The organism is Delftia sp. 60 (assembly GCF_002754395.1).
Classification (GTDB): Bacteria; Pseudomonadota; Gammaproteobacteria; order Burkholderiales; family Burkholderiaceae_C; genus Comamonas; species Comamonas acidovorans.
Genome location: NZ_PEFD01000001.1, coordinates 2,016,274 through 2,041,533 on the forward strand (window position 1 = coordinate 2,016,274; position 25,260 = coordinate 2,041,533).

Consider the following 25,260-nt stretch of genomic DNA (forward strand, 5'->3'; position numbering starts at 1 on the left):
CGCCATCCACGCCTTCAGTACAGCTGGCGCTTGCCCGGCTGCAGCAGGACGACCAGGGCGCCCGCGCCACCTTCGGCCGGGCGGGCCTGCACAAAGGCCAGCACTTCCTTTTTCTGCACCAGCCAGCGCAGCACGCGGCCCTTGAGCACGGGGGTCTTGCCCGGCGAGCCCAGGCCCTTGCCGTGCACCACGCGCACGCAGCGTATGCCGGTGCGGTGGGACAGGCGGATGAACTGGCCCAGCGCCTCGCGCGCCTCGTCCACGCGCAGGCCGTGCAGGTCCAGCTGGCGCTGGATGCTCCACTGCCCGGCGCGCAGCTTGTGCGTCACGTCCAGGCCGATGCCGGGGCGCCGGAAGCTGAGCTGGTCGTCGGTGTCCAGCAGGGTGCTGACGTCGAACTCGTCGCTCATGGCCTCCTGCAGCACGCGCTGCTCGTCCAGCTCCAACTGCAGGGGCAGCGGCTCGGGGGGCTCGGGGGCATGGAGGTGGCGGGCGTGCGCGGACTTGAGCGCATGCACCGGGCCCACGGTGTTTTCGAACAGCTTTTGCTCGGCCAGGAGGCGGCGCGCCGCCTCGGCGCGCTGCTGCTGGAGCAGGGCCTCTTGGGCGGCGGCTTCGGCCAGTGCGCGGCGCACTGGCGCGAGGTCCTGCAGGCTGGTGGCTTTCAAAGTCATGGTGACGCCGGTTGTACCGCAATTTCGGCACCCCGGCGGCCATGGCGCCCTCTCAAGGCCTGGTGGCCCTAGAAACGATAGCGGGCGCTGACCTGGACGTTGCGCGGCGCGCCGTACATGCCCGAGTACCACCAGCCGGACATGGCCGCGATGTACTTGCGGTCGAACAGGTTGTTGACGTTCAGCGTCAGCGACAGCTGGTCGCTCACGTCATAGCGGGCCATGAGCCCGGCCACGGCGTAGGAGGCCTGGCGTACGCTGACCTGCTTGCCGACCTGCCAGGCTTCGCCGCTGTACTCGATGCCGCTGCTCCAGTTGACGCCACCGCCCACGGTGAGGCGGCGCCATTCGCCGGGCATGCGGTAGGTGGTCCACAGGCGGGCCATCTGGCGCGGGAAGGTGGTGTTGATGCGCTGGCCCGTGGCGTCTTCGGAGGCGCTGAAGTTGTAGGAGGCGGCAATCGACCATTGGCGGTTGATGGCGCCGTTGACTTCCAGGTCCAGGCCCCGCGTCTTGGCGCCCTTGATGGCGCGCGAGGCGGTGGTGGTGGTGCCCGGGATGAACTGGCCGGGATCGGACTCGGCCAGGTTGTCCTGGCGGATGAGGTAGACGGCGGCGCTGGTGGCCAGGCGCCCGTCCAGGAATTCGCTCTTGATGCCGGCCTCGTAGGTGTTGCCTTCCTGCGGGTCCAGGAAGGAGCCGTTGCGGTCGCGCGAGGTCTGCGGGCTGTAGATGGTGGCAAAGCTGGCGTACAGCGTGTGCTGCGGGTTCAGCGTGTAGACCAGGCCTGCGTAGGGCGTGAACACGCGGCGTTCGGACGAGGGCGCGGTCTCGTGGTATCCGGCCGTGGTGTCGGTGCGGTAGTCGCTGTCGTAGTTGAACAGCTTGCCGCCCACGATGAGCTTGAGGTCGTCGGCCAGCGCGAAGCGGCCGGCGCCGTACAGGCTCGTCTGGCGGCGCGTGCTGTCGAAGACCACGAAGCGGTCGCCGAACACCGGGCTGCCGCTGCTGTCCCACTGGTAGATGTTGACGGGCTTGTTGCGCAGGCCCGTGACGTCGAAGCTGCCGTCGGTCAGGCTCTGGAAGTCGGTGTAGTCGAAGCCCAGCACCGCCTCGTGCTCGCGCCCGCCCAGGTTGAAGGGGCCGCGCAGGTTGATGTCCACGGATTTGTTGCGCAGCCGGTAGTCACGCCGCTCGGCGTTGAGCGACAGGCCATCGCCGGTCTCCCGGTCGAACAGGCTGTTGTTGACGGCCAGGTAGACCGCGTCTTCGCGCTGGTTGGAGCGCAGGTAGTTGGCCGAGAGCTTGAGCTGCCACCGGTTGGCCAGCGCCTGCTCCAGCGTGACGAAGGCGCTGGTGGAGTCGGTGTTGAAGCGGTTGTCGCGGCTGGCCGGGTTGAAGGAGACGGGGAAGTCGGTCTGCCGCCCGTCGCTGCTGAACAGCGGAAAGCCCAGGTAGGCCATGGAGCCGCGCGAGCGGCCGCGCTGGTGGTCCAGCCCGGCGGTGAGCTTGAGCGTGGAGGTGAGGTCGGCCACGATCACGCCATAGAGCACGTCTTTTTTCTTGCTGTAGAAGTCGATGTGGCTGTCGCCCTCCTGGTGCACGGCGACCAGGCGGCCGCGCACGCTGCCCGAGGCGTTGAGCGGCGAGGACAGGTCCAGCACGCCGCGCCGGTTGCCCCAGGAGCCCACGCTGGCCTCGGCCGAGCCCTGGAACTGCGCCGTGGGCTTTTTGCGCACCATGTTGACGATGCCGGACGGATCGCCCGCGCCCGTAGTCAGGCCCGAGGCGCCGCGCAGCACCTCGATGCGGTCGTACAGCGCCATGTCGGCAATGCTTTGGGTGGGCAGCGCGTCCAGGCCCAGGAATTCGGTGTGCGTGCTGACGCCGTCGAGCTGGTAGTTGGTGATGGGGTAGCCGCGCGCATTGGCGTTGCTGCGCTCGGTGCCCAGCGCCGAGGTGGAGATGCCCGGCACGCGCGCCAGCACGTCGCTGATGCTGGTGAGGTTTTCGTCCTCCATGCGCTGCTGGGTCATCACGCTGACCGACTGCGGCGTGTCGCGCACGCTCAGCGCCAGGCCCGTGGCCACGCCGCTGGGGCCGCGCGCGGTGTAGCTGCCCGTGCCTTCGGTCGTGCCTGCCCGGTCGGCCTGGGCGACCACCTTGACCTCGGCCAGCGCATGGTCCTGGGCGCGGCCCGGCGCTGCCGTGGCCGGTGACGCCGCGGGCGCGGCGACGGAGGCCAGCACCGTGAGCGTGCCCTGGGGCGTGCGTGCCAGCCGCAGCCCGCTGTCGCCCAGCGCCAGTTGGGCGGCCTGCTCCACGCTGTAGCTGCCCCGGATGGCGGGCGCGCGCTTGCCAGCCAGCAGGGCCGGATCGGCGCTGATGCTGCGCTGAGCCTGGCGGGCGATGCGCGCCAGCGAGTCGTCCAGCGCGCCGGCGGGCAGGTTCCATTCCAGCGTGGCGGCTGCCTGCGATGTGCTGGCCGCCGCCGGCTGTGCCCAGGCCTGCGGCGGTGCGGACAGCGACCAGGCCAGCGCGGCGGCCACGGGCAGCAGCAGCGAGGGCGGGCTCGGCCTGCGGTGTGCGGGCGTGCTGCCAGGCTGCGGGGTACGGAGAGGGCGGCGTGCGGAGGCCATGGAGTCGGAGGTCCTTGTCGTTGCGGTGGAAATGAAGGGCTTTCATTCCGTATGTGCGACAAGGGCGGCAAAACCCCTCACGCGGCGCAAAAAAAGATTCAAGCGGGCCGGTCTCGCACGTCGATCACCGTCAGCCAGTCCCCCCAGCGGCGCACGCTGACGGGATGGGTGTCCACCAGGTCCTGCAGCACCTGGTCGGGCCGGGCCAGCTGGAACACGCCGAAGATCCGCAGGCGCGCGGCCTCGGGGCTGATGCGGATGATGCCGGCCTGGTAGGGCCGCAGCGCGTCGATCACCTCGCCCAGCGGCTGGTCGCGCACGTCGATGACGCCGTCGGCCCAGGCGGCCGGCGCCAGGTGGGCGGTGTCCTGCGTGCGGATGCCGTCGGCGTCGATCCAGGCGCTGCGGCCCTCCTGCAGCCGGTGCTGCCGGCCGTTCAGGCTGGTGAGCAGCACGCTGTGCTCCAGCACATGCACCAGGGTGCTGCCTTCTGCCTGGCGCACCATGAAGCGCGTGCCCAGCGCCTGGGCCGTGCCCTGGGCGCTTTGCACGACAAACGGGCGCAGGGGCTGGCCCGGCGCGCTGGCAGCCACCTGCGCCAGCAGCGCGCCTTCGCGCAGGCGCACCAGGCGGCGGGTGTCGCTGTAGGCAATGTCGGCGGCCGAGCGGGCGTCCAGTTCGATCTCGCTGCCGTCCGGCAGCCGGTGGTGGCTGCGCTGGCCGGTGCCCGTGCGCAGGTCGGCGGCCAGCGTGGTCAGCGGTGTTTGCCGGTGCACCAGCCAGGCCGTGGCGGTGCTGGCCAGCAGGGCGGCCAACCCACCGCGCAACAGGCCGCGCCTGCGCGCGGCCTTCGGGATGGGCGCCACCAGCGCCTGCAGGCCCAGGGCCGCCGTGCCCCCGCCCTGCCGGCGCAACTGCACAAGGGCGGGCTCCACCCCGGCGGACAGGCGTTGCTGCACCATGGCCCAGGCCTGGGCATGGCCGGGCGACTGGCGCAGCCAGTGGGCGAAGGCGCGGCGGTCGTCATCGCTGGCGTGGCCCGAGTCCAGGCGCACCAGCCAGTCGATGGCCTGATCGGTGGCGGCATCCATGCAGGCGATCAGCCGTGGGATGCCAGCGGCGAGAGGTACAGGTGCACCAGGGCCTGCTTCATGTAGCGCTCCACCGTGGCAATGGACACGCCCATGGCTTCGGCGATCTCGGCATGCCTGAGGCCGTCGAGCCGGCGCAGCAAGAAGGCCTGCCGCACCTTCGGGGGCAGGCCGTCCAGCCATTGGTCCAGGGCCTCGATGGCTTCGCGCACCAGGACATAGTCCTCGGGGGAGGGCGCCACTTCCTCGGGCAGCGTGGCCAGCGCATCGAGCCAGGCCTGCTCCAGTTCGCGCCTGCGCCAGAAGTTGTAGAGCACCCGCTGGGCCAGCGTGGTCAGGTAGGCACGCGGCTCCTGGATGGCATGGGCCTGCCGGGACGCCACCACGCGCTCGAAGGTGTCGTGCGCCAGGTCCTCGGCCTGGTGGGAATTGCCCAGCTTGCGCCGCAGCCAGCCGTGCAGCCAGTCATGGTGGGCGACGTAGAGCGTGTGCACCGGGTCGGCGGTGGACGGGGAGGGCATGGTGCAGCGGTTTTGCAAATGAGAATTTTTCTCATTTTACAGAGTCTGCCTACATCAGCCCCTCGCTGGCCATGGACAGCGAGGCACCGGGCGCCACGATCACATGGTCCAGCACCTGGATGTCCACCAGGCCCAGGGCGGCCTGCAGGCTCTGCGTGACGGCCTTGTCGGCAGCGCTGGCCTGGACCTGTCCGCTGGGATGGTTGTGGGCCAGGATGACGGCGCCCGCATGGTGGTGCAGGGCGCGCAGCACCACCTCCCGCGGGTAGACGCTGGTGCGCGTGAGCGTGCCACGGAACATTTCTTCCAGCGCGATCAGCCGGTGCTGGCCGTCCAGGAACAGCACGGCGAACACCTCGTGCTGGCGTGCCGCCAGGTGCAGCTGCAGGTAGCGCGCCACGGCCTCGGGCGAGGCCAGGGCCGGGCGCTCGCGCAGTTGCTCGGCCATGGCGCGGCGCGCCAGTTCGAGCACGGCCAGGAGTTGCGCGCACTTGGAAGGCCCCAGCCCCTTGATGGCCTTCAGGTCCGCGTGCCCGGCCTGCAGCAGCCCGGACAGGCCGGCCCGGCCGGGCAGCTGCAGCAGTTCCCGGGCCAGCTGCAGCACGCCCTTGCCGGCCATGCCGGTGCGCAGCACGATGGCCAGCAGTTCGATATCGGAAAGCGCCGAGGGGCCGCGCGCCGCGAGCTTTTCGCGCGGCTGGGCCTGGGCAGGCAGGTCTTTGAGAGCCATGGTTCAGCCAGGTGGGGGGCGCCGCAGGGACACCGTTGCACGGGGCGTGGGGGCATGGATGTTTTTCTACAATACGGGCCAGTTTATCGGGACTTCCATGACCTCTAGCGCTTCTTCCTCGGCCCTCCCCACGGTCCAGACCGGCTCGTTCCTCACGCTGCACTACCGCCTGTCCGGGCCTGCAGGCGATGTGATCAACACCTTCAACGACAAGCCCGCCACGCTGTCCCTGGGCGCGGGCGAGCTGTCGCCCGCCGTCGAGCAGCGCCTGCTGGGCCTGGCCGAAGGCACGCGCACCACATTCGAGATGCCGGCCGGCGAAGCCTTCGGCGAGCGCAACGGCGACATGATGCAGTGGGTGGCGCGCAAGCTGATGAACGAGCTGGGCGACCCGCACGAGCAGTACGCGCCCGGCGACGTGGTGCAGTTCCCCACGCCCGACGGCCTGGGCAGCTACGCGGGCGCCGTGGTGCAGGTGCGCGAGGACGGCGCCGTGCTGTTCGACTTCAACCACCCGCTGGCGGGCCAGCCGGTGACGTTCGAAGTGCAGATCATCGGGGTGCTCTGAGGTGCTGGATTCGACCTCGCCCCAGGAAATCCTGCTGGCCGAGCCCCGGGGCTTCTGTGCCGGCGTGGACCGCGCCATCGAGATCGTGGAGCGTGCGCTGGCCAAGTTCGGTGCGCCCATCTACGTGCGCCACGAGATCGTGCACAACACCTTCGTGGTCAACGATCTCAAGGCCAAGGGAGCGATCTTCATCGAGGAGCTGGACGACGTGCCGCCCGGCTCCACCCTGGTGTTCAGCGCCCACGGCGTGAGCCGGGCGGTGCAGGAAGAGGCGCGGCGGCGCGGTTTCTCCATCTTCGACGCCACCTGCCCGCTGGTGACCAAGGTGCATGTGGAAGTGGCCAAGCTCGCCAAGGAAGGCTACGAGTTCCTGATGATCGGGCACAAGGGGCACCCCGAGGTCGAGGGCACCATGGGCCAGCTGTCCGAGGGCATCCACCTGGTCGAGGACGAGGCCGATGTGGCCCGTGTCACCCCCGCCAGACCGAGAAGCTGGCCGTGGTCACGCAGACCACGCTGTCGGTGGACGATGCCGCCGGCATCACGGCGGCCATCCGAGCCCGCTTTCCGCAGGTGCGCGAGCCCAAGCAGCAGGACATCTGCTACGCCACGCAAAACCGCCAGGACGCCGTCAAGGTGCTGGCGCCGCAGGTGGATGTGCTCATCGTGGTGGGCAGCCCCACCAGCTCCAACAGCAACCGCCTGCGCGAGCTGGCCGCGCGCCTGGGAACGCCCGCCTACATGGTGGACAACGCGGGCGAGCTGTGCGAGGAATGGTTTGCCAATGCCGGGCGCGTGGGCCTGACGGCTGGGGCCTCCGCCCCCGAGGTGCTGGTGGACGAGGTCATCCAGCGCCTGCGCCAGCTGGGCGCGCTGTCGGTGCGCAAGATGGATGGCATCGAGGAGACGGTCAAGTTCCCGCTGCCCAAGGGCCTGAAGATCGACGCGGCCACGGGGCTGGAGATCTCCGTGGGCAAGCAGCCCGAGACGGGCGGCTGAACCGCAGGCGCAGCGGACATCGGCCAAAAAGCAAACGGGCGCCTGGCGCCCGTTTTGCATGGTGGGGCCGAAAGCCTCAACTCCACAGATCCAGCGGCGGATCGGAGGCCACGGCGCGCAGGATGTCGGTGCGGCTGATGAAGCCGGCCAGCAGGCCCTGCTCATCGGTCACGGGCAGGCCCGGCAGGCCGGTCTCCAGCAGCACGCCGGCCACGCGGCGCAGGTCGGTGGTGGTGGCCACCGTGGGAATGGGGGAGATCATGACCTCGTTCACGGGCCGTCGCGCCAGGGCAATGGCGTCCTTGATCGCACCGGGCTCGGGCAGCAGGTCCAGCGGCGCCATGTCGGCACGCAGCAGCAGCCCGACCACGCGGCCACCGGCATCCAGCACGGGGGCCTGGGCCACGCCATGCTCGGCCAGCACGCGCCAGGCGTCGTTGACACCGGCCTCGGGCGATACCGTCACGGCTTCGTGGCTCATCACGTCGGCCACGGTCTGCAGGGGCTGGCGTGGCTGGCTGGGGCCTTTTTCCGTGGAAAGGTAGGCATCGACCGCTCCGCGCAGCCGCGGCGCGGGCTCCGGCGCGCCGGCAGGCTGGCCCGCGAGGTCGGCCAGGATGGCGGGGAACGAGGCGGCGGCGTCGCCCGCCATCACATCGGCCGAGCGCGTGCGCAGGGCCTGCGGGCGTTGTACGCGGCGCACGGGCGCCACCTGGCCCAGCCGCTCGGCGGGACCGCGAAACATCTGTCCGTTGGGACCGAAGACAAAAAACATGGGTGCTCCCGGGTGCGCAAACCGCTGTGGGCGGCATATTGGAAGTATCGGCGCTGGCGCGGGATTTCTGTAGCGGCAAGACCCCCAACGCCCAGGGGCGGGCGCTGCCATGGCGATACCGCCTAAAATTGCCGGCTATGCTCGATATCCTTCTTCTTCGCAAAGACCTTGACTCGGCCGTCGCACGGCTGGAGACCCGCAAAAAGCCCCAGGCCTTCCTGAATGTGGAGGCCTTCCAGTCCCTGGAAGCAGAGCGCAAGTCCCTGCAGACGCGGACCGAGGAGCTGCAGTCCAAGCGCAACCAGCTGTCCAAGCAGATCGGCATGCTGATGGGCAAGGGCGAGAAGGACGCTGCCGAGGCCGCCAAGGCCGAAGTCGGCAGCCTCAAGACCGAGCTGGACCAGTCGGCCACGCGCCTGGAGCAGATCCAGGGCGAGCTGCAGACCATGCTGCTGGCCGTGCCCAACCTGCCGCACGACAGCGTGCCCGTCGGTGCGGACGAAAGCGGCAATGTGGAGGCGCGCCGCTGGGGCACGCCCAAGACCTTTGATTTCGAGGTCAAGGACCATGTGGACGTGGGCCAGCCGCTGGGCCTGGATTTCGACATGGGCGTCAAGCTGTCGGGCTCGCGCTTCACCGTGATGAAGGGCCCCATCGCCCGCCTGCACCGCGCCCTGGCGCAGTTCATGATCGACCTGCAGACCGACTCGCATGGCTACACCGAGTGCTATGTGCCCTACGCCGTCAATGCCGACTCGCTCAAGGGCACGGGCCAGTTGCCCAAGTTCGAGGGCGACCTGTTCGCCGCCAAGAAGGGCGGCCAGGACGGCGAACCCGTGCCCGACAACGCGGCGCTCTACCTGATTCCCACGGCCGAGGTGCCGCTGACCAACTTCGTGCGCGACGTGGTCGTGGCCGAGGACCAGCTGCCCATCAAGCTCACGGCCCACAGCCCCTGCTTCCGTTCCGAGGCCGGCAGCTACGGCCGCGATACGCGCGGCATGATCCGCCAGCACCAGTTCGACAAGGTCGAGATGGTGCAGATCGTGCATCCGGAAAAGAGCTACGAGGCGCTGGAAGAGATGACCGGCCACGCCGAGGCCGTGCTGCAGAAGCTGGGCCTGCCTTACCGCGTGATGAGCCTGTGCACGGGCGACATGGGCTTTGGCGCGGCCAAGACCTATGACCTGGAAGTCTGGCTGCCTGCGCAGAACACCTACCGCGAGATCAGCTCGGTCTCCAACTGCGAGGCCTTCCAGGCGCGCCGCCTGCAGGCACGCTTCAAGAATGCCCAGGGCAAGAACGAGCTGGTGCACACGCTCAACGGTTCCGGCCTGGCCGTGGGCCGCACGCTGGTGGCTGTGCTGGAGAACTACCAGAACGCCGACGGCTCGGTGACCATCCCCGAGGCGCTGCGTCCTTACATGGGCGGACAGACTTTGCTGAAGGCCTGAATTTTTAGGCTATAATTTCAGCTTCGACGCTGCGGAGAGGTGGCAGAGTGGTCGATTGTACCTGACTCGAAATCAGGCGTACGTGCGAACGTACCGAGGGTTCGAATCCCTCCCTCTCCGCCAGAAACATGAAACCCAGTGCTGTGAAAACGGCACTGGGTTTTTCTGTTTCTGGCGTGCCGGTGGCCGCCTGCAATGGGAATGGGAAGGCCTTGCCCGGTTGCTTACTTGCAATCGCGCCTGACAAGTGAGCCATGCTCCGCTGAGGCAGCACGCCGCTTCCAAATCACCCCGTCCACCAGGTAGTGATGAAAACCAAGGGTGAAGTGCGCTATCAGCACAGTGGGCAGCCCCAGCCAGAGCAGTTGTGTGCCTGCCCAGTCGATGGCCAGGTAGAGCATTGAGCCCAGTGCCAGGCACACACCACCATACCGGGCCGCGTTCTTCCACAAGCCGGTCTCCGACGCTTTGTCGGCTTGTGTCTGTCGCTCGCGGCGGATGTTCTGCACCCAGACGAATAGCAGGTATTGCAGGTTGTGCCACAGATTGATCAGGAGCCATCCGAGCGTGATGTCGGTGATCCAGATGTAGGCCACGAAGCAGGTGAATGCATGCGAGGCCACAAAGCCATCGTGACGCCAATCGATGTTTCCCGTCAGAGCCAGGCGAGCCTGTCGCCATAGCCAGCAGGCGCTGCAAGCGATGGCCGCAACGCCCATCGCATTGGCCGCCTGGGCGGGTACGGCAGGCAGTTGGATGGGATAGCCCAGAAAGGTCTCGGGCGCCTGGGCGCAGCGGGCAAGCAGCCCCCACGCGGCAACGAGGTAGATGACGGCTTCTGCGAGCCGGTCCTGGCGAAAGGGATGCATCCCCGAGCGCCGATAGGCCCTGGCGATGCCGAAGGACTGCCTCGCCACGTGATAGCTCTGCGCGCAGAAATAGAGCGTGAACAGCCCGGCGACCTCGAATGCCAGCACGGTCGCCACCACACCGCCGAGCACGATCACGGGCAGGCCAAAGATCAGGAAGCGATGGCGTCGGATATCGGCCATGCTGGCTCCGATCCGGGTCAAGGTGGCCATGACATGAGGATTGGCGAAAAGCCAGGTATCCACCAGCACGATGGCAAGCAGCATGGCAGGCGATATCGAAGCCATGGCCGCCATGCCGAGGGCCAATGCCAGCGTGCCGGCAATGAACAGGCCGTCGAACCCTGGATGCCGTGCCAGCAGGCCGGCACGCATGGCGTTTGCGTGTGGCAGGGCAGTCATGTGACGATGGGTGGCTGGATCTGCGGCCGGGGCGACCCGAGCGGTGCGGGCTTTGGCGGGATGGTGAAAACGGTTTCCGGGCGCAAATAGTGCTCGGTGCCACTCTTGAGCTTTTCAAGCGCCTGCATGCGGGCAGCGGTAAAGCGTGACTCGAGCGTCAGCCGGCTGGACATGCCAGACAGGCCCGCTGCCGGCAGTCGCTGGTGAGGGTCATAGACCTCACTGATCTCACAGGGATAGCAGCGATTGCTTGCGTCGAGTTGGCTTGCTAGAGAAATCTTGTAGACAACGCCTTCGGTTTGATCTGGAGCGATGGGAAAAGAGAAGGTCAATTCGGAAAGGATGGAATCCTTCATTGTATCGCCTGCAAGCTTGAAGCCGGCAACGCTGTATGCGTCGATGATCATGGTCTTCAGACTTGATGGATCAATGCCGACAAATGAGTTTTCGTATAGATTTCTTTCTCCTCGCCACTTGTTTCTATAGTTGAATCCGAAATCCGCGTCCATGGATTTTCGCCCGAGATCGTGAATGCTGGCATAGGCTTGATCGATGGCCAAAAAAACCTGGCGACTCAGATCGTACTGAAGCATCCACGAAGAAGATTGAAGGCTGGGGAGCTCGGGAATCATGGTCAGCCGCAAGAAGCAGCTCGCGCATCTCTTGCTCTTGTCAAGGTTCTCGTCCACCCGCAGGACCACATCAACGCGCTGAATTTTTCCACCCGTCGCCACGGAATAGAAGAATTTGTATTGCGCCGTTCCATCCTTCGATTTTTCAATGGCCGTATGGGAAAACCGGGCGCTTTCGAAAGCACTGATCACCAGTTTTCTGAAATCATCCACCTTGATGCCACGATAAATGGCGACTGGAAAAGCAGTGGGTGATGTTCTTTCATGAAGCAAGATCGGTGATTGGATGTTTTGCCCTGGTGCACCATGGACCATGGTCATCCAAAAGAAAGCAATCATCACCAGTGTTTTTGATCCATCAAGCATGATGTCTTTTCGATGCAGTATGAATAATGATCGCTGAAGCCGCGCGGCGTGGGCCGAGTTGCATGAGATCAGATGTGCTGCGCAAAGGCATCTTGGCTTGCGGCGGAGACTCCTGGCAGGGGAGCGTCTTTGCCAAAGGCCCTGTGAGTTGCTCAAGGCTCTGTTGCCTTTGCAGAACAACGCAATGATGGTAGTGCAACTGCAGCCTGTGCTGACGCAGCAGGCAGTTGCGGCCATAAAAAAGGCCCGCGTTGGCGGGCCGTGCTCAGATCTCGAGGGCCTTGCGGTCCTTGCCTTCAATCCAGCGCGGCGGTTTGCCCCGGCCGGTCCAGGTGGCTCCGCTGGCGGGGTCGCGGTATTTGGCCACGCCAATGCTGGCGGACTTGGCCTTGCCGGTGCTGAAGATGTCATCCTGGGTCAGACCGAACTGCTCGACGAGTTCGCGGACCTTGGCGATGACTCCGCCTTTTTCCGCCTTCAGGGTGGCGGCGATCTTTGCCTCAAGCTCGGCCTTCTGCTGGAGGAGGGTTTTGTAATCTGCTGTCATGTATTCCTCATGGATAGTGTGCTACACAATGACGCATTCTATGGAGACAGGGCCCATGTCGCATGTGGGACATCGTTGGTGTTTGCACCTAGCCTCTGCTCCGACTGCCCCCATGCGCTGTGCGCGGACCGGGCCTAGGCCTCGGCAAATTCGCGCCTGGCGCTGAAGTGCAGGATTTCGGAATCCTGCGCTCCCCCCTGTCTTTGAATGACGATGGTGCCGTTGGAATGCAGATAGATGCGGATGCCCGGCAGGGTGTCCGAATCCAGATGGCAAGGGCTTTTGTCGAGGTTTTTCCAGCCATGTTCTGCGCACAGCGTGCGTTGCCGCATGCGGTTGAGCAATTCACGGCGAGCGCCGGCGCTTTCGCAGATGCGCATCCAGAGCAGCAACAGCATGTCGTGTGCCTCCTGGCGGGATGAGCAGGGAGGCATGTGCTTCAACTGGTTCAGCAGGGTGAAGAACCGTTCCTCTGCGCTGATTTCGAGTGCCATGGTTGCCTCCTGTGTGCCTGGATATGCATCAAAGTGTAGGCAGGCCCGGTTCCGCGAAGGCGCGGCGTTTGGCGACAGCGCCGGTGGCGTTTTTTCCTGCGTGTTTGCAGGATTTCTGCCAGGGCGGCTGTCATGGCCCATGCCAGCCGTGTCAGTGCGACTGCATGCCCATGAGATTGCACGACATGGCGCATTGCTGGCAGGCTGCCGCGCAGGTCTGGCAATGGTCGTGGGAATGCTTGCTGCATTCGTCGGCGCAGGCCTGGCAGATCTGGGCGCACAGGCGGCAGATGTCCGGCGCATGCGGGCTCTGGCGCGCCATTGCGGCCACGGCCAGTTCGCAGATCTGCGCGCATTCCAGGTCCTGGGCAATGCAGGCGGCCATCATCTGGACGTCTGACTCCTTCAGGCAGGCGGCGGCGCAGGTATTGCAGGCAATGACGCAGGCCTGGCAGGCGTCCATGCAGGCCTTGTAGTCGATGGCAGGTGGGGTGGTATTCATGGCAGTTCTCCAAGAATGAGGGAGTGAAGTCGCGCAGGGCGTTCTTCCTTGGCCATTCGCTGGCAGCTATCCGCACCAAAGAAAACGCCCCGCGAACGGGGCTGTGTCAAAGACCGCAAGGGTCGGGATTTACAGGTAGGGCACGCCGTAGTAATCGTTCACGCGGCGGCCATATTCATCGGTGTATGCCGGAGCCGTATCGCGCTCGTAGCGTGGAGCGTTGTCCAGTTGCTCGCGCGTCAGCGACACCACGTAGCCATTCATGTTGGGCTCGTACTTGAGGGATTCCCAGGGCAGCGGATAGCGATCCGTGCCGATGCCCAGGAAGCCGCCGAACTCCATGACGGCATAGCGCACCTTGCCGGACAGCTTGTCGATCATCAGCGTGTCTATGGTCCCCAGCTTGTCGCCTGCCGGGTTGTAGACATTGGTGCCGCTGACGGTTTCGGAAGAAATGACGCTCGATGCGGTGTTGGGTGTGACCATGACGTTCTCCAGTGAGTGGGTTTGTGCTGACCCGCCAGCGCGGTGCGTCTGGCGGCTGAGCGATGCGGCTTTGAATGGGGCGCGGTAGCCGGCCTGTCAAGAAAACCTGTGCATCGCCTGGCGAAGTCGAAGCCTGTGTGCTTCTGGGTTCTAGCTTAGGACGGCATCTGCGGGCACCGGGTAGTCGGGCCGCCGCGACGGGCGTAGGAGGTGCCTTGGGCGGCGGAGGCCAGTTCCTACGAGCCCCTGTAGTCAAGGTCGGCGAGGCTGCGGGCCTTGGCTGACGCGGGGCAGCAGCCTGGGCCGGCTGCGGCGCGGCAGGGCGAGGCGTACAACGAAAACGACAGGGCAATGAAGCGCAGGCAGTCCCGCATGCGTGTGGCATGCCCCGAAGGAGAGCCCCATGAATGCAAGCAACAAGCCATCCATCCAGCCCATCCAGCCGGTGTCCACGGATGCCCCCGAGGATGAAGACCTTGCCGAGCAGGCACGCCCCGGCCACGGTGTTCCTTCGCAGGACCCCGATGCGTCTGCGCAGTTCGAACTGTCGCCCGAGGATGCAGAGCGCGAGTCGCGCTCGGTATTCATCGGCGGCGGCGTGCTGGCCGGAGCCGCTGCAGGCGCTGCGGCGGGTGCTGCGATTGCCGGCCCGGTGGGCGTGGTGGTCGGCGGCACGGTAGGCAGCGTGGCCGGTGCGCTGGGCGGTGCGGCCGCTGGCGCCGTGGCACCTGCGCAGGGCGCGGAAAAACCGTCGCACCCCGGCAGCAAGTCTTCCGGGTGACAGGGAAGGGGTGGTGGCAGGCCCTGTGTAGCGCAGCGGCCATGGACGGGTGTGGGTGCATCCCGTATACAGAGGCCTATCCACTTTCTTCCCACCCCAGATGGCCAACGTACTCATCGGCATCGTCGCCGCAATCCATGTCTACATCCTCGTGCTGGAGATGTTTCTCTGGGACAAGCCGGCCGGACGCCGCGCGTTTGGCCTGACGCCCGAATTTGCCCAGCAGACCAGGACACTGGCCGCCAACCAGGGCCTGTACAACGGCTTTCTCGCCGCCGGGCTGATCTGGGGGCTGGCGCAGGGGGCCGATGGCCTGGGCTTCAAGTACTTCTTCCTGATCTGCGTGCTGGTGGCCGGCGTGTATGGCGCCGCCACGGCCAGCCGCAAGATCCTCTGGGTGCAGGCCGTGCCGGCTGCTGTGTCGCTGATTGCGCTGTACCTGGGCCTTTGAGCGCGCCCAAAGCTCCCAAAGCGCTCAGGGCGAGCTGGCCGTGAAGGTGACCTGCCCGGTGTAGGTGCCTGCCCTGCGGGAGGCCAGGTTGGCATAGGACAGGGTCCAGTTCGCCGTGCGCTGGGTGACCAGCCCCGCAAAGGCGGTGGCCACCACGTTGACCGCTGCGCCCGTTCCCGTATTGGGTATCAGCGGTGCGGGCAGGTTGCTGTCGCTGGTGGCGATGGTGATCTCCGACAGCGGGATGGTATTGGCCCCGCTGGCCAGCGCCGTGGTGGCGGTGGCGCGCAGCGTGACCTGGCCTGCGTTGCTGCGCACCTCCACCGGCAGCACATTGCCGCTGGGCGTGATGCTGAAGCTGGGAGCCGCGCCGCTCCAGTTCACCGAGGTGTTGCTGCCCGCCACGGGCGTGGTGGGCACGCCAGGGATGGATGGGGCGAGCACAAAGGCCACGCTGCTGGTCGTGCCGCCGGGCGTGGGCCAGGTGCCGTCGCCTATGCGAAAGAAGATGAACTTGTCGATGGCGATGGTGAAGTCCAGGTTCACCGAGGTGCTCAGCGGCACCAGCAGGCTGGGGCCTGTGGTGCTGGACGCCGCATGCACGGTGTGGCCCAGGCCGCCCAGCGCCATGGACAGGGCCAGCCACGCGATCGGCCTGGTTGCCATCACTTCAGTTCCACATCGATCTTGAAGCTGCCTTTTTCCCAGTCCAGGCTGCCCTTGGCCTTGACCGGATACGCGGGCTGCGGGGCGGGCTGGCCGTCTTCGCCCTTGGGCATGAGGGCCAGCGTGCGTGTCTGGCCGGGCAGTATGGGCGTGCCTTCCGGCACCAGTTCGAAGCGGCGGCCCTTGTTGTCCACGGCGTCCAGGCTGCCTTCCAGCCGGCCATGGGCATCGCCGGCGTTGCTGACGGTGACCAGGGCGCGGCGCGTCTTGCCGTCTTCGGCCATGGAAAGCTGGCGAATGTCCAGCTGGGGCGCAGCACCTCCCAGCGTCACGTAGACGGCTACCGCGATGCGGCCCGTGACAGGCAGGCTCAGGCTGGCGCCGCCGCTGCGTATGACGGTCTGCTGCGCGGGCTCCACGCCTTCGATGGCAATCATGAAGCGGCATTCGCCGCGCGGCGCATCGGCAGGCGGCTCCACCTGGAAGCGGAAGGCCTTCTTGCTGCGGCCTGCAATGGTGACGCTGCGCCGCTCCAGCAGCACCCAGGGCCGGCAACTGCCGGGCAGCAGTTCGTCGTGGTAGGTGATGTCGCCCGTGTCGGAATAGGTCCAGTCGATGGTGCGCATGGCCACCTCGGTGGGTGCCGAGGCCAGGTTGTGGATGTCCAGCGATTGGCCCGTGCGCGCACCCGGCTTGGCCGACAGCTCGAAACGCGAGGGCGCCACGGCCAGCTCGAACGGTGCGGCGGCGGCGCCGCTGCAGGCGATCAGCAGGGCCAGTGAAACGGCGATGGGAGGAGCTTTCATGGCAGGGTCTCGATCTCGAAGTAGGACTCGAAGCTCAGTGCCGAGCCCCGGGTCAGGCGCAGCTCGGCGGGGTCGATGTGCAGCGTGAGGTCGAAAACCTCGGCCATCCAGGGCGTGCGGACCACGCCGTTCCAGACCTGGACCCGGTCGCCGGGCCGGCCCGTGCCGCCCGCAAAGACGCCGTTGCCGCGCCACTGCACCTGCATGCCCGCAGGCGAGCGCAGGCCCGTGACCAGGGCGGGAATCACATAGAAGATGCGCGCCGTGCGGCCGACATGGGGCGCCGTGGCCAGCCGGTATTCGATGCGTCCCATAGGCAGCTCCAGCAGCCGCTCGCCGACGACCCTGGCCCGGGCGAAGTCGCTGCGCACCTGGGACCGGGGCGAAGCCGAGTCGTCCAGCCGCGCCACTTCGGCATGCGCCGCGAGGGCCGTGGCCCAGGCCAGTGCCATGCACAGGAGCGGCCACGCCAACCGCCTCATACCATCGATGCCGTGAAGCGCACGGTGCCCTTGTAGTTGCCGCCCGGGTAGACCACGTCGTTGTCGTAGGTGAACTGCAGCACGGTGCCGGTCAGTTGCCGTGACTGGACGGTCCAGCCAGCGACCGGGCACAGCGCGCCAGAACAGACGGATGCGTTCGCGTTGTAGCTGGCGATGGACTGGCCGGCGCTGGCGGTGAAGCGCCCGTTCTGTATGTCGCCGGACGCAGCATTGCCGTTGTTCGATGCCACCCAACTGATCTTGCTGAACGGAATGGTCGCGCTGCCGCAGCCACCCGACTGGCAGGAAAGTGCGGTGGATGAATCGACGACCAGGGTGACTGGCCGGGCCACGGCGGTGCCCAGCGCGGGACGTGTGGGAGACACCGAGACACTGATGCTGGGCGTGCCCGTCACGGCCACGGGCGTGAGGCCGGCGTTGGCTCCCGTCACGCTGAAGGCCACGGTGTCCACGGTTGCCCCGGTCGTGCCCACGCGCAGTGTCAGGCTGTAGTTGAGCAGGTCTGTGTCGGTCACGATGGTGAACACGGCCTGCGCGGGCGGCTGCACAACGCAGAGGGCCGCTGCGGCCAGCAGGCGAGGCAATGCCTTGTCCATCAGATGCCCTGGGCCGTATACGTGATGACGTTGGTATAGGTATTGGCAGCCCAGCTGGCCGGCGTACCTCCCAGCGCATACGCCCAGGTTCCCGTCGCAACCACGTTGGAGGGGAACGAGGTGGATGCGCAGGCACCCAGATTGGGCCCGGGGTGGGGCAGGGTGCCGGTGGTCGTGACGGTGAAGTCCGCGTTGGCGGGGCCGCCCGTGGCATTCCAGGCGCCGACCGCGCAGTTGATGGTGCCGGCGCCGGCATTGGTCCAGGCATAGACCGTGAGCGTGGCGGCAGCCGAGGCGGTGGCCACGGTGGGCGCGGCGCCGTTCCAGTCCACGTTGGTGTTGTTGACCGAGGCCAGCGGCGTGGTGGGCACGCCGGGGATGCTCAGCGTCGAGGTCCAGGTCACCGTGTCCACCGTGGTATTGGTCGAGCCCACGCGCAGCAAGATGAGCTTGGGCACGGTCACGCTGAGGTTGACCTTGGCCTGGGCCGTGATGGTTCCGGTGCCCGATCCGTACTGGCTCTCGGCCATGGCAGGCAACGTGGTCAGGGCCAGGCCGAGGCCGCCGAGCGATGCGGCCAGCAGGCGTTGGGCGATGGGTGTTCGGTTCATGGAATCTCCTTGGATGGAACGGGTTGCCTGGGAAGCCTGTGCGCCTTAATCAGTCATTCATTCACTCATTCATTCATTCATTCATTCATTCACTCACTCGCCCACCTTGACCACGGCAATCGACGCCGAGGCCTGGCCGCGCAGGGGCACGTGCACGCTGCTGGTGTTGTCGCCGGAGGCGCCCCAGGGCAGCGGTACGCTTTCCTGGGTGAGCGACAGCCGGTGGTGGCCCGTGGGCACCACCGGGAATTCGAACTGGCCATCGCGGTCGGTCACCGTGCGGTAGCGGCCGTCAAGCACCACCTCGACGCCGGCCACGCCCACCTCGCCCGCCTGCTGTTCGCCGTCGCGGTTGGCGTCGTAGAACACGCGGCCGGACAGGCTGCCGCCGCCCACGCCTTCACCGGGTGCGCCTGCGGCCGCATAGGCCGTGCCCGCGCTGCCTTCCCAGCGCAGGTAGACATAGGCGGTCTTCTCGTCGCTGCGGTAGAGGTTGGGCAGGGAAGAGGGCGTGGGCAGCAGCGAGGACCGGGCCTGGTTGAAGTGCGCCATGAAGCCCATGCGCCAGCCCCGGCCCAGTTCCTTCTCGGCCGACAGCGAGCCCGACAGGCCCCGGCTGGTGTAGAGACTGCCGCTTTGCGAGGTGTAGCGCAGGTTGCCGGCCAGCTGCAGCCCGCTTTCCAGCCAGTAGCGCCATTGCAGCCCGGCCGTTGGATAGTTGCGCGACATGCCGCCGCTGCGGTCGCGCGCATAGCCCAGCGTGGTGGTGAGCTCGGACCGCAGCGTTGCCTGGCGTGCACCGGCCCAGTCCTGCTCCCACTGCACCTCCTGGCCCGTGGCGGAGGAGTCGCCCAGCACGATGAGCTCGTTGCGCCGCACGGTCAGCATGAAGCGGCTGCGCGGCCAGTCGAAAAAGCGGGTCTGGTAGAACGCGCTGCCATAAAGGCTGCGCGATTGGCCGCCGCCTGCGGTGCCCGCATCGTTGCGCGTCTGGTAGGCGCTGAAGCTGCCGCCCACGGCCGTGTGCCGGTCGAACTGGTATTGGGCATTGCCATTCGCTCCCAGGCGGCGGTAGCCCGACAGTTGAAAGCCTGCATCCTGCGCCGTGGTTTGCGGCGTGCGTTCGTAGTCCAGCCCCATGCCCCAGCTCAGGCGGGTGACATGGCGGTCCACGCGCCAATAGGCGCCGCGCGCCGCGCTGGACAGCGCGTAGTCGCCAAAGTGCAGCTGGGGCTGGGCTGCATGCAGGCCGAATTCATGGCGGTAGGCGCCCGCGCGCGCGCTGGCCTCGATGAACACGCCCTGGGCGCTGCGGCCCTCCGTGCCGGCGGTGCCTGCCGCTGGAGAAAACAGTGGCGCGCTGGTACGGCTGCCCAGCAGCGTGGTGCGAAGCCTGAAGTCGCCATCGCGCAGCACGCCGCGCCCGTAGCCCAGCGAAGCGGCCCAGCTGGTCACGCGCTTGCTGCCCAGGCCCAGGGCGGAGCCGGGGTCGTATTGCGTGTCATCGCCGGGGTAGTGCCTGGAACTGTAGTAGGCGGGAATATCGTCGGCCTGGTCCAGCTGGAAGGCGGCAAACCAGGGGCCGTCCAGCCGCACGGTGGCGCCCAGCCAGCCCAGCGTGCCCTGGTTTTTCTCGAACCCGGGGTAGGGCCCTCCCGTGAGTAGGCCGCGCTGGCCGTAGCCCGCGCGCAGGTCCAGGTCCGGGCGGAAGATGCGCGCCGAGGCGCCGCGCACCGTGGTCGAGCCCAGCGACAGCCGGTAGTTGCGCGCCAGGCCATCGGTCAGCTCGCTGTAGAGGTCGCCCACGGCCGTGTCGGCGAAGGTCTGCGTGGTCAGCGGAAAGCCAAGGTTGCGCAGCGTGAAGCGCTCGCTCGTGGCTTGCCGGGCATAGCCCAGGCCGCCAATACTCAGGCCGCCCATACCCAGGCCATTGCCAAAGTTGTCGCCGCTCAGGTGCCGGCCTTCGGCCTGCAGGGTGAACTCGCCGTAGTTCAGTGTCTCGCGGCGGTATTCGAGGCGCTGGCCGATTTCGGTGGCGCGCTGGCGGCCATGGCCGGTGGTGCGGGATTCGCCCAGGCCCAGGCGGCTTTCCACCACCCAGGCGCGAAAGCCCTCGGGCTGCTCGGCTTCAGGCTCGGCGGCAGCGGACTGTGCGATCTCGTCCGGATCCATGAAACGGTCCTGGTAGGCGGGGGCGGCCCCTTCGGAGAGTGCCTTGAGCCGGGCCTGCTCGGCCTGGTCGCGGTCCAGGGATTCGATGCGTGCCTCAGCCATGGAGGTACCGGCAACGGCCGCCGAAGAAGGTGTTTGCGCCTGTGCGCCGCACAGAAAGGCGGGAGCGGCTGCCAGGCTCCACCCAAGGCACGCGAGCGACAGGCGCGACCAGACTCCAGCGGGGCCGGCAACGGTCCGCGGCAGCGTTCGAATCATCAACCAAGATCCCTGCTTTATTCATCGGATGCCAAGCCATCTGGCCAAAACAACTGATCACAAAACCGCGGAAAATGGCTGAATGCGTGCAGCCATCGATTGGGCCCTGCAAATACCGGCGCTGCACTTCAAAGACCGGCCGTTGTCAATGGTGTGCCGAATGAGAGGTATTCAGGGTGAATATCATCGTTCCCTAAATGGCATGGTTTATCCAGTAGGACGACACGCTGCCGGATGGTAGGGGAAAGGGTGATGCCATTCGATGTTCATCTGTGGCGCTGCGGTGCCTGGCTGCCATTGCCCAGGGGGCAGTTGGCAGGCTTCGCTTTTTGGCCATGGATGGGTTTCAGGTTTTCTATTGATAGCAATGAATCATTTGCTTTTCATGCGGCAATAGAGGCTGCTGGGCGTTATCTCCGTATTCTGGCAATGCATCTGTTGGAAAACGAGGGTTCTCATCAGATTCCGGCTGCTGGAGAATCAAGGAATGGCGCAACTGAAGTGCGCCAGGTTCTGATTGGTTTTGGACTGGTATCAGGCCAGGTTCATTGATGCAGGCTAAAGCACCTGCACCAATGCAGGCTGCCGCAATCATTTGCCCTGTCTTCATGAACTCTCAGGCGCATCACAGGCAAGGCCAACGCGGACCCCGGGCACCCTGGAGGGCGCTCGTGGTCATGGCGTTGGCTGTCGTTGTGACCCTGGTGGCAGGCCTGTACCCCTGGAATGCCCCGCAGCATGGCAAGGCGGCAAGCCGCATGGAAGGCTTTGCAGGCGGCGCGTCCCTCATGGCCAAGAAGCGCCAGTTCCATGTGGTCCAGCGGCTGAAGACCCACCGCCTGGCCGAAGCCGAGCGGCGCCAGTTGCTGGCCCGTGACACCGGCGCGCGGAATGTGCGGGAGGCGTGGCAGGCACGGGAGGTGCGAGAGTTGCGGGAGGTGCGCGCGGTGGCCGGCCCGCTCTCAGTCCACCAGCGCCTGTATGGCCTGCAACTGCGCCGCCAGCCCGGGCCGCGCGGCTGGAAAAGTCTCCTCGAAGGCGGCGGTGCCTACCGTGAAACCCGCGGCACCGCTGGCAAGCACGGCCGCGATGCGTTCGCTGCGATCAATGGAGCCGGCCACGACCACGGGCTTGTCCACCGCATCGCAGACCGCCTTGATCAGGGCCGGCACGTCGCCCCGGAAACGGTAGGCCAGCAGGTCCAGGCCATGAACGCCCTCCAGCCCCGCGATGCGGCGCGCGCTGGCCACGATGTCCTCGGCCGGCCCTGAAAGCACGCTCGGATGCCCGCTGATCCTGCCGGGAAACGGATAGTAGGCAATGCCGCTGCCGCGCAGCACGGGCAGCACCGCCTCGGGGCGCGTGCCGCCCATGAGAACGTCCACACCGAGCTCGACCGCCGCGCGGGCCGAAGCCACCTCGCTGGCCTCGTCCAGGCTGACGACTTCCAGATAGACCCTGGCACCGCCCGCGCGGATGTCCCGGGCCAGCTCGCGCAGCTGTGGCAGGGGCAGGCCTATGTCCTTGAAGCCCACATGGCGCACGCCCTGGGCCAGCACTTCGCGCAGCCGCTCGCGCGCATCGGCAATGGTCTTGTCCTGCTGCGTGAGCATGAAGATGAAGTCCGGGCGCTGCGCCTGCCCGCTGGCGCCGGAGCGGCCCGCCTGCACCATGGCCGCCGCCTGGCGCAGCGCGCAGGCCAGGCTGGCATGGTCCGCACGGCCCGTGCCGGCGATGTCGAAGGCCGTGCCGTGGTCCACCGATGTGCGCACGAAGGGCAGGCCCACGGTAATGTTCACGCCCTGCTCGACGCCCAGGTACTTCACGGGAATCAGCCCCTGGTCATGGTATTGGGCGACCACCACGTCGAACTCGCCCCGGCGTGCCCGCATGAAGACCGTGTCGCCCGGCCAGGGGCCGTTGGCGTCTATGCCTTCGGCCCGTGCGGCCGCAATGGCGGGGATGATCACCGAGCGGTCCTCGTCCCCGAACAGCCCGTTCTCGCCGGCATGCGGATTGAGGCCCGCCACGGCCACACGGGGCCGGGCGATGCCGAACGCCCGGCAGGCCCGGTGCGCAAGGCGGATGGCACGCAGTTCGTTGTCTGGCGTGACTGCGGCAATGGCCTGCTGCAGCGGCACGTGGATGGAGACCAGCAGCACCCGCAGCTCGTCATTGGCGAGCATCATGGCGAAGTCGCGCGTGCCCGAGCGCTCGGCCAGCATCTCGGTATGGCCGGGGTGGGGGCAGCCCGCCGCGCGCAGCGCCTCCTTGTGGATGGGGGCGGTCACCAGGCCTGCGACTTCGCCGGCCAGGGCCAGGTCGATGCCGCGCTGTATGTAGGCATGGCAGGCGGCCCCGGCGCGCGCATCGATGCGTCCCCAGGCCAGGTCCTCGGGCAGCGGGCCTCCGGTCTGGAGCACGAAGAGGGTGGCGGGTGGCACGGTGGCGGGAACCTGGGCCGGCGTATCGATGGCTTGGATGCGCGGGTGCACGCCCAGCATGTCGGCTGCCCGCTGCAGCCGCCCCGTGTCGCCGATGACGAAAAAAGGCGCATGGGGCCGGGCAGGGTCCATGGCCAGCTTGACGATGATCTCGGGGCCTATGCCCACGGGATCGCCCATGGTGATGGCCAGGGGTGCGGGGGCGATGGTGGGGGCTTCATTCATGGTCATTGCTGAAAGCTCAATCGATGGAGGTACTTTGCATGAAAATCGCACTGCAGAAAATCGATATGGATTCAGTATTCAGTTGATCAAAAGTCAATTGAAATCTCTCCCCACGCCCTTTCTTCGATGTGTCCGATGTGTCCGATGCCGCCCTCCAGTCCCATGGCCCCACCCACCCATATGCCGCCGCTGTCCGCCCTGCGTGCCTTCGAGGCCACGGTGCGCCATGGCAGCGTTTCCAAGGCCGCGCGCGAGCTGCACCTGACCGATGGCGCCGTGAGCCGCGCCGTGCGCGACATGGAAGAGGCGCTGGGCTTCGCGCTGTTCCAGCGCAGCAACCGCAGCATCATTGCCACCCCCACGGCGCGTGTGCTGGCCGAGGAGGTGGCCCTGGCGCTGGAGCGCCTGCGCGGCGCGCTGGGCCGAGCGCGGCAGGCCGCCGGGCCGGACCGGCCGCTGGTGCTGTCCTGCGAGCCCACCTTTCTGATGCGCTGGCTGATTCCCCGCCTGGGCGGTTTGCAGGAAGCGATCGGCACGCAGCGCGAGCTGCGCCTGGTGTCGGCCGGCGGCTCGGTGCCTTTTGCGCGCGAGGGCATCGATCTGGCCATACGCCGCGCGGATTTCGACATGGGCGCCGATGTGGTTGCCGAGCCCTTTTTGCAGGAGCACGTGGGTCCCGTCTGCCGGCCTGCACTTGCGAAGACGCTGGCACGCTCCGGGCCGCTGGGCGGCGTGCTGCTGCACACGGCATCGCGCCCGGACGCATGGCGGCATTGGAGCGAGCTGACCGGCGTGCCGCTGCAGCCCGGGCGCGAGGCCCGCTTCGAGCATTTCTACCTGAGCCTGCAGGCCGCCGTTGCCGGGGCGGGCATTGCCATCGGGCCGCTGGCGCTGGTGGCCGACGATCTGGCCAGCGGCACCCTGTGCGCGCCGCGCGGCTTTGTGGCCGACGGCTCGCACTACGTGCTCATGTCACCCAGGCCGGTGCATGACGAGGCCCGCTTCGCCCTGGTGCTGGAGTGGCTGCGCACGCAGACATTGCCGCTGGCGCGGGCCGATGCATGACTTGCGCCTGCCCGGCTTCACTGGTCGTGCTCGGACAGCTCCCGCCAGTGCGTGCGGGTGAATGCATAGACGGTTTCCAGCGCCGGTGACAGGCTGCGCGCGCCCATGCGCGCCATGCCGTAGCGGCCGCAGCGCCGGGGATCGGCGGGCAGGGGCACTTCGGCCATGGTGCCGCTGGCGCGCTCCTGGCGCGTGATGGACAGCACGCCGAACAGCAAGGTATCCGTGGCCAGGGTCACGCTGCGCAGCAGTTCCAGGTTGTTGCAGTGCAGGGTGAACAGCTTGTCGGGCTCGGCGCCCTCGCCCCACAGCTCGGCCAGCTGCCGCGCCATGGCCGTGCTCAGCGTGGTGGTGGCCAGGGGGTAGCGGCGGATCTCGTCCATGCCGGGGTTTTGCAGCACGGGGTGGCCCGCGCGGCAGACCAGGCCGGCGGGCAGCTCGCCCAGCAGCTCCATGTCCACGTCATCGGCGGCGCGCAGCACATAGGCGTCGCCGACGATGGCGTCTATCGACTCATTGCGCAGCAGCTCCAGCAGGGCGCTGGTGGCACCCATCTCGGTGCGCACCTTGATGCGCGGATGCGCCTGCGCCATGTGGATCAGAAAGGGCTTGAGCAGCAGTGCCGCCGGGGCCGGCGCCACGCCTATGGCCAGTGCGCCCTCCTGGCCGCCGCGCAGCAGCTCCAGGTCGCGCCGCAGCTGGGTTTCCTCCAGCCGCATGCGGCGTGCGCGCTCGGCCACCAGTTCGCCGAAGACCGTCAGCCGGGCGCGCCGCGCGCCCCGGTCGAACAGCTGCGCCCGGAGCTCGTCTTCCAGCGCGCGGATGCTGCGGCTCAGCGCCGGCTGGGTCAGGTGCACGGCGCGCGCCGCGTCTGAAAAAGTGCCGTGCTCGACGATGGCCAGCAAGTGCCGCAGCTTCTGGGTATCCATGCGT

The 25,260-nt window shown here is 67.2% G+C and carries 26 protein-coding genes, 1 tRNA gene and 1 pseudogene; 8 read left to right on the forward strand and 20 right to left on the reverse strand.

The annotated features are described in order from the left end of the window. Positions 1-14 precede the first annotated feature (14 nt). From CLV01_RS09100 to radC, 5 genes are all read right to left on the reverse strand, one after another. Positions 15-674 carry a Smr/MutS family protein gene (locus CLV01_RS09100; protein ID WP_013803859.1) on the reverse strand — a complete coding sequence of 220 codons (660 nt, stop codon included), beginning with the start codon at positions 672-674 and terminating at the stop codon, positions 15-17. 68 nt (positions 675-742) lie between these two features. After that, positions 743-3,313 carry a TonB-dependent siderophore receptor gene (locus CLV01_RS09105; protein WP_099734496.1) on the reverse strand — a complete coding sequence of 857 codons (2,571 nt, stop codon included), beginning with the start codon at positions 3,311-3,313 and terminating at the stop codon, positions 743-745. Positions 3,314-3,411: 98 nt separating this feature from the next. Continuing rightward, entirely contained in the window at positions 3,412-4,404 is a 993-nt protein-coding gene (locus CLV01_RS09110; RefSeq protein WP_099734495.1) for a FecR family protein, read from the reverse strand. Positions 4,405-4,412: 8 nt separating this feature from the next. Next, positions 4,413-4,925: a sigma-70 family RNA polymerase sigma factor gene (locus CLV01_RS09115; RefSeq protein WP_099734494.1), complete on the reverse strand. Its 513-nt coding sequence runs from the start codon at positions 4,923-4,925 to the stop codon at positions 4,413-4,415. Between the two features lie 49 nt (positions 4,926-4,974). After that, positions 4,975-5,655, reverse strand: coding sequence for a RadC family protein (gene radC / locus CLV01_RS09120; RefSeq protein WP_099734493.1), 681 nt, complete (start codon positions 5,653-5,655; stop codon positions 4,975-4,977). A 97-nt stretch (positions 5,656-5,752) separates the two neighbouring features. Between radC and CLV01_RS09125 the strand changes: the two genes are divergently transcribed. Both CLV01_RS09125 and ispH read left to right on the forward strand, forming a co-directional pair. Next, a complete protein-coding gene (locus CLV01_RS09125; protein WP_012203830.1) occupies positions 5,753-6,223 on the forward strand; it encodes an FKBP-type peptidyl-prolyl cis-trans isomerase in 471 nt (156 codons plus the stop codon). A 1-nt stretch (position 6,224) separates the two neighbouring features. Next, a pseudogene (ispH, locus tag CLV01_RS09130) lies at positions 6,225-7,222 on the forward strand (4-hydroxy-3-methylbut-2-enyl diphosphate reductase). A gap of 76 nt (positions 7,223-7,298) precedes the next feature. On the opposite strand, the gene CLV01_RS09135 reads toward ispH, so the two are convergent. Beyond that, positions 7,299-7,997: a CBS domain-containing protein gene (locus CLV01_RS09135; protein WP_034390850.1), complete on the reverse strand. Its 699-nt coding sequence runs from the start codon at positions 7,995-7,997 to the stop codon at positions 7,299-7,301. Positions 7,998-8,134: 137 nt separating this feature from the next. On the opposite strand from CLV01_RS09135, the gene serS reads away from it, so the two are divergent. Beyond that, positions 8,135-9,451: a serine--tRNA ligase gene (gene serS, locus CLV01_RS09140; RefSeq protein ID WP_012203833.1), complete on the forward strand. Its 1,317-nt coding sequence runs from the start codon at positions 8,135-8,137 to the stop codon at positions 9,449-9,451. A gap of 33 nt (positions 9,452-9,484) precedes the next feature. Further along, positions 9,485-9,574, forward strand: a tRNA-Ser gene (locus CLV01_RS09145). Between the two features lie 101 nt (positions 9,575-9,675). Here CLV01_RS09145 and CLV01_RS09150 read toward each other — a convergent pair. The 6 genes from CLV01_RS09150 to CLV01_RS09175 all read right to left on the reverse strand — a co-directional run bounded on the left by CLV01_RS09150 (position 9,676) and on the right by CLV01_RS09175 (position 13,749). Beyond that, positions 9,676-10,722, reverse strand: a complete 1,047-nt coding sequence (locus CLV01_RS09150; protein ID WP_180288370.1) for a hypothetical protein — start codon at positions 10,720-10,722, stop codon at positions 9,676-9,678. After that, on the reverse strand, positions 10,719-11,720 hold the full coding sequence (locus tag CLV01_RS09155) for a hypothetical protein (RefSeq protein WP_143290085.1): 1,002 nt from the start codon (positions 11,718-11,720) through the stop codon (positions 10,719-10,721). Before CLV01_RS09155 ends, CLV01_RS09150 begins: the two co-directional genes overlap by 4 nt. A 265-nt stretch (positions 11,721-11,985) precedes the next feature. Continuing rightward, positions 11,986-12,267 (reverse strand): H-NS histone family protein, encoded by a 282-nt coding sequence (locus CLV01_RS09160; RefSeq protein ID WP_012203893.1) that lies wholly within the window; start codon positions 12,265-12,267, stop codon positions 11,986-11,988. A 134-nt stretch (positions 12,268-12,401) separates the two neighbouring features. Then, positions 12,402-12,761 carry a hypothetical protein gene (locus tag CLV01_RS09165; protein WP_099734490.1) on the reverse strand — a complete coding sequence of 120 codons (360 nt, stop codon included), beginning with the start codon at positions 12,759-12,761 and terminating at the stop codon, positions 12,402-12,404. A gap of 151 nt (positions 12,762-12,912) precedes the next feature. After that, positions 12,913-13,263, reverse strand: a complete 351-nt coding sequence (locus CLV01_RS09170) for a four-helix bundle copper-binding protein (protein ID WP_013803851.1) — start codon at positions 13,261-13,263, stop codon at positions 12,913-12,915. Positions 13,264-13,392: 129 nt separating this feature from the next. Continuing rightward, positions 13,393-13,749, reverse strand: coding sequence for a PRC-barrel domain-containing protein (locus CLV01_RS09175; RefSeq protein ID WP_013803850.1), 357 nt, complete (start codon positions 13,747-13,749; stop codon positions 13,393-13,395). 403 nt (positions 13,750-14,152) lie between these two features. Here CLV01_RS09175 and CLV01_RS09180 point away from each other — a divergent pair, with 403 nt between their 5' ends. Further along, complete coding sequence (locus CLV01_RS09180; protein ID WP_012203897.1) at positions 14,153-14,530, forward strand: hypothetical protein; 378 nt, start codon at positions 14,153-14,155, stop codon at positions 14,528-14,530. Positions 14,531-14,630: 100 nt separating this feature from the next. Further along, a complete protein-coding gene (locus tag CLV01_RS09185) occupies positions 14,631-14,981 on the forward strand; it encodes a DUF1304 domain-containing protein (protein WP_012203898.1) in 351 nt (116 codons plus the stop codon). A 24-nt stretch (positions 14,982-15,005) separates the two neighbouring features. Here the strand turns inward: CLV01_RS09185 and CLV01_RS09190 are convergent, their stop codons facing one another. The 6 genes from CLV01_RS09190 to CLV01_RS09215 form a co-directional block, all read right to left on the reverse strand. Next, positions 15,006-15,647: a hypothetical protein gene (locus tag CLV01_RS09190; protein ID WP_043824811.1), complete on the reverse strand. Its 642-nt coding sequence runs from the start codon at positions 15,645-15,647 to the stop codon at positions 15,006-15,008. Beyond that, positions 15,647-16,453, reverse strand: a complete 807-nt coding sequence (locus CLV01_RS09195; RefSeq protein ID WP_099734489.1) for a hypothetical protein — start codon at positions 16,451-16,453, stop codon at positions 15,647-15,649. The genes CLV01_RS09190 and CLV01_RS09195 overlap by 1 nt, the downstream gene beginning before the upstream one ends. After that, the gene (locus tag CLV01_RS09200) at positions 16,450-16,905 is read right to left on the reverse strand and encodes a hypothetical protein (protein WP_012203901.1); all 456 of its coding nucleotides are present in this window, start codon (positions 16,903-16,905) and stop codon (positions 16,450-16,452) included. The genes CLV01_RS09195 and CLV01_RS09200 overlap by 4 nt, the downstream gene beginning before the upstream one ends. 26 nt (positions 16,906-16,931) lie before the next feature. After that, positions 16,932-17,552 carry a hypothetical protein gene (locus tag CLV01_RS09205; RefSeq protein ID WP_013803844.1) on the reverse strand — a complete coding sequence of 207 codons (621 nt, stop codon included), beginning with the start codon at positions 17,550-17,552 and terminating at the stop codon, positions 16,932-16,934. Further along, a complete protein-coding gene (locus tag CLV01_RS09210) occupies positions 17,552-18,163 on the reverse strand; it encodes a hypothetical protein (protein ID WP_099734488.1) in 612 nt (203 codons plus the stop codon). Before CLV01_RS09210 ends, CLV01_RS09205 begins: the two co-directional genes overlap by 1 nt. 93 nt (positions 18,164-18,256) lie before the next feature. Beyond that, the gene (locus tag CLV01_RS09215; RefSeq protein ID WP_257221240.1) at positions 18,257-20,437 is read right to left on the reverse strand and encodes an SdrD B-like domain-containing protein; all 2,181 of its coding nucleotides are present in this window, start codon (positions 20,435-20,437) and stop codon (positions 18,257-18,259) included. A gap of 408 nt (positions 20,438-20,845) precedes the next feature. Here CLV01_RS09215 and CLV01_RS28640 point away from each other — a divergent pair, with 408 nt between their 5' ends. Continuing rightward, entirely contained in the window at positions 20,846-21,145 is a 300-nt protein-coding gene (locus tag CLV01_RS28640) for a hypothetical protein (protein WP_143290084.1), read from the forward strand. Between the two features lie 410 nt (positions 21,146-21,555). Here CLV01_RS28640 and pdxA read toward each other — a convergent pair whose 3' ends face one another. Continuing rightward, on the reverse strand, positions 21,556-23,268 hold the full coding sequence (gene pdxA, locus CLV01_RS09220; protein ID WP_099734486.1) for a 4-hydroxythreonine-4-phosphate dehydrogenase PdxA: 1,713 nt from the start codon (positions 23,266-23,268) through the stop codon (positions 21,556-21,558). Between the two features lie 156 nt (positions 23,269-23,424). On the opposite strand from pdxA, the gene CLV01_RS09225 reads away from it, so the two are divergent. Beyond that, entirely contained in the window at positions 23,425-24,327 is a 903-nt protein-coding gene (locus tag CLV01_RS09225; protein WP_063327993.1) for a LysR family transcriptional regulator, read from the forward strand. 17 nt (positions 24,328-24,344) lie between these two features. Here CLV01_RS09225 and CLV01_RS09230 read toward each other — a convergent pair whose 3' ends face one another. Beyond that, the gene (locus tag CLV01_RS09230) at positions 24,345-25,256 is read right to left on the reverse strand and encodes a LysR family transcriptional regulator (protein WP_012203907.1); all 912 of its coding nucleotides are present in this window, start codon (positions 25,254-25,256) and stop codon (positions 24,345-24,347) included. Positions 25,257-25,260 lie beyond the last annotated feature (4 nt).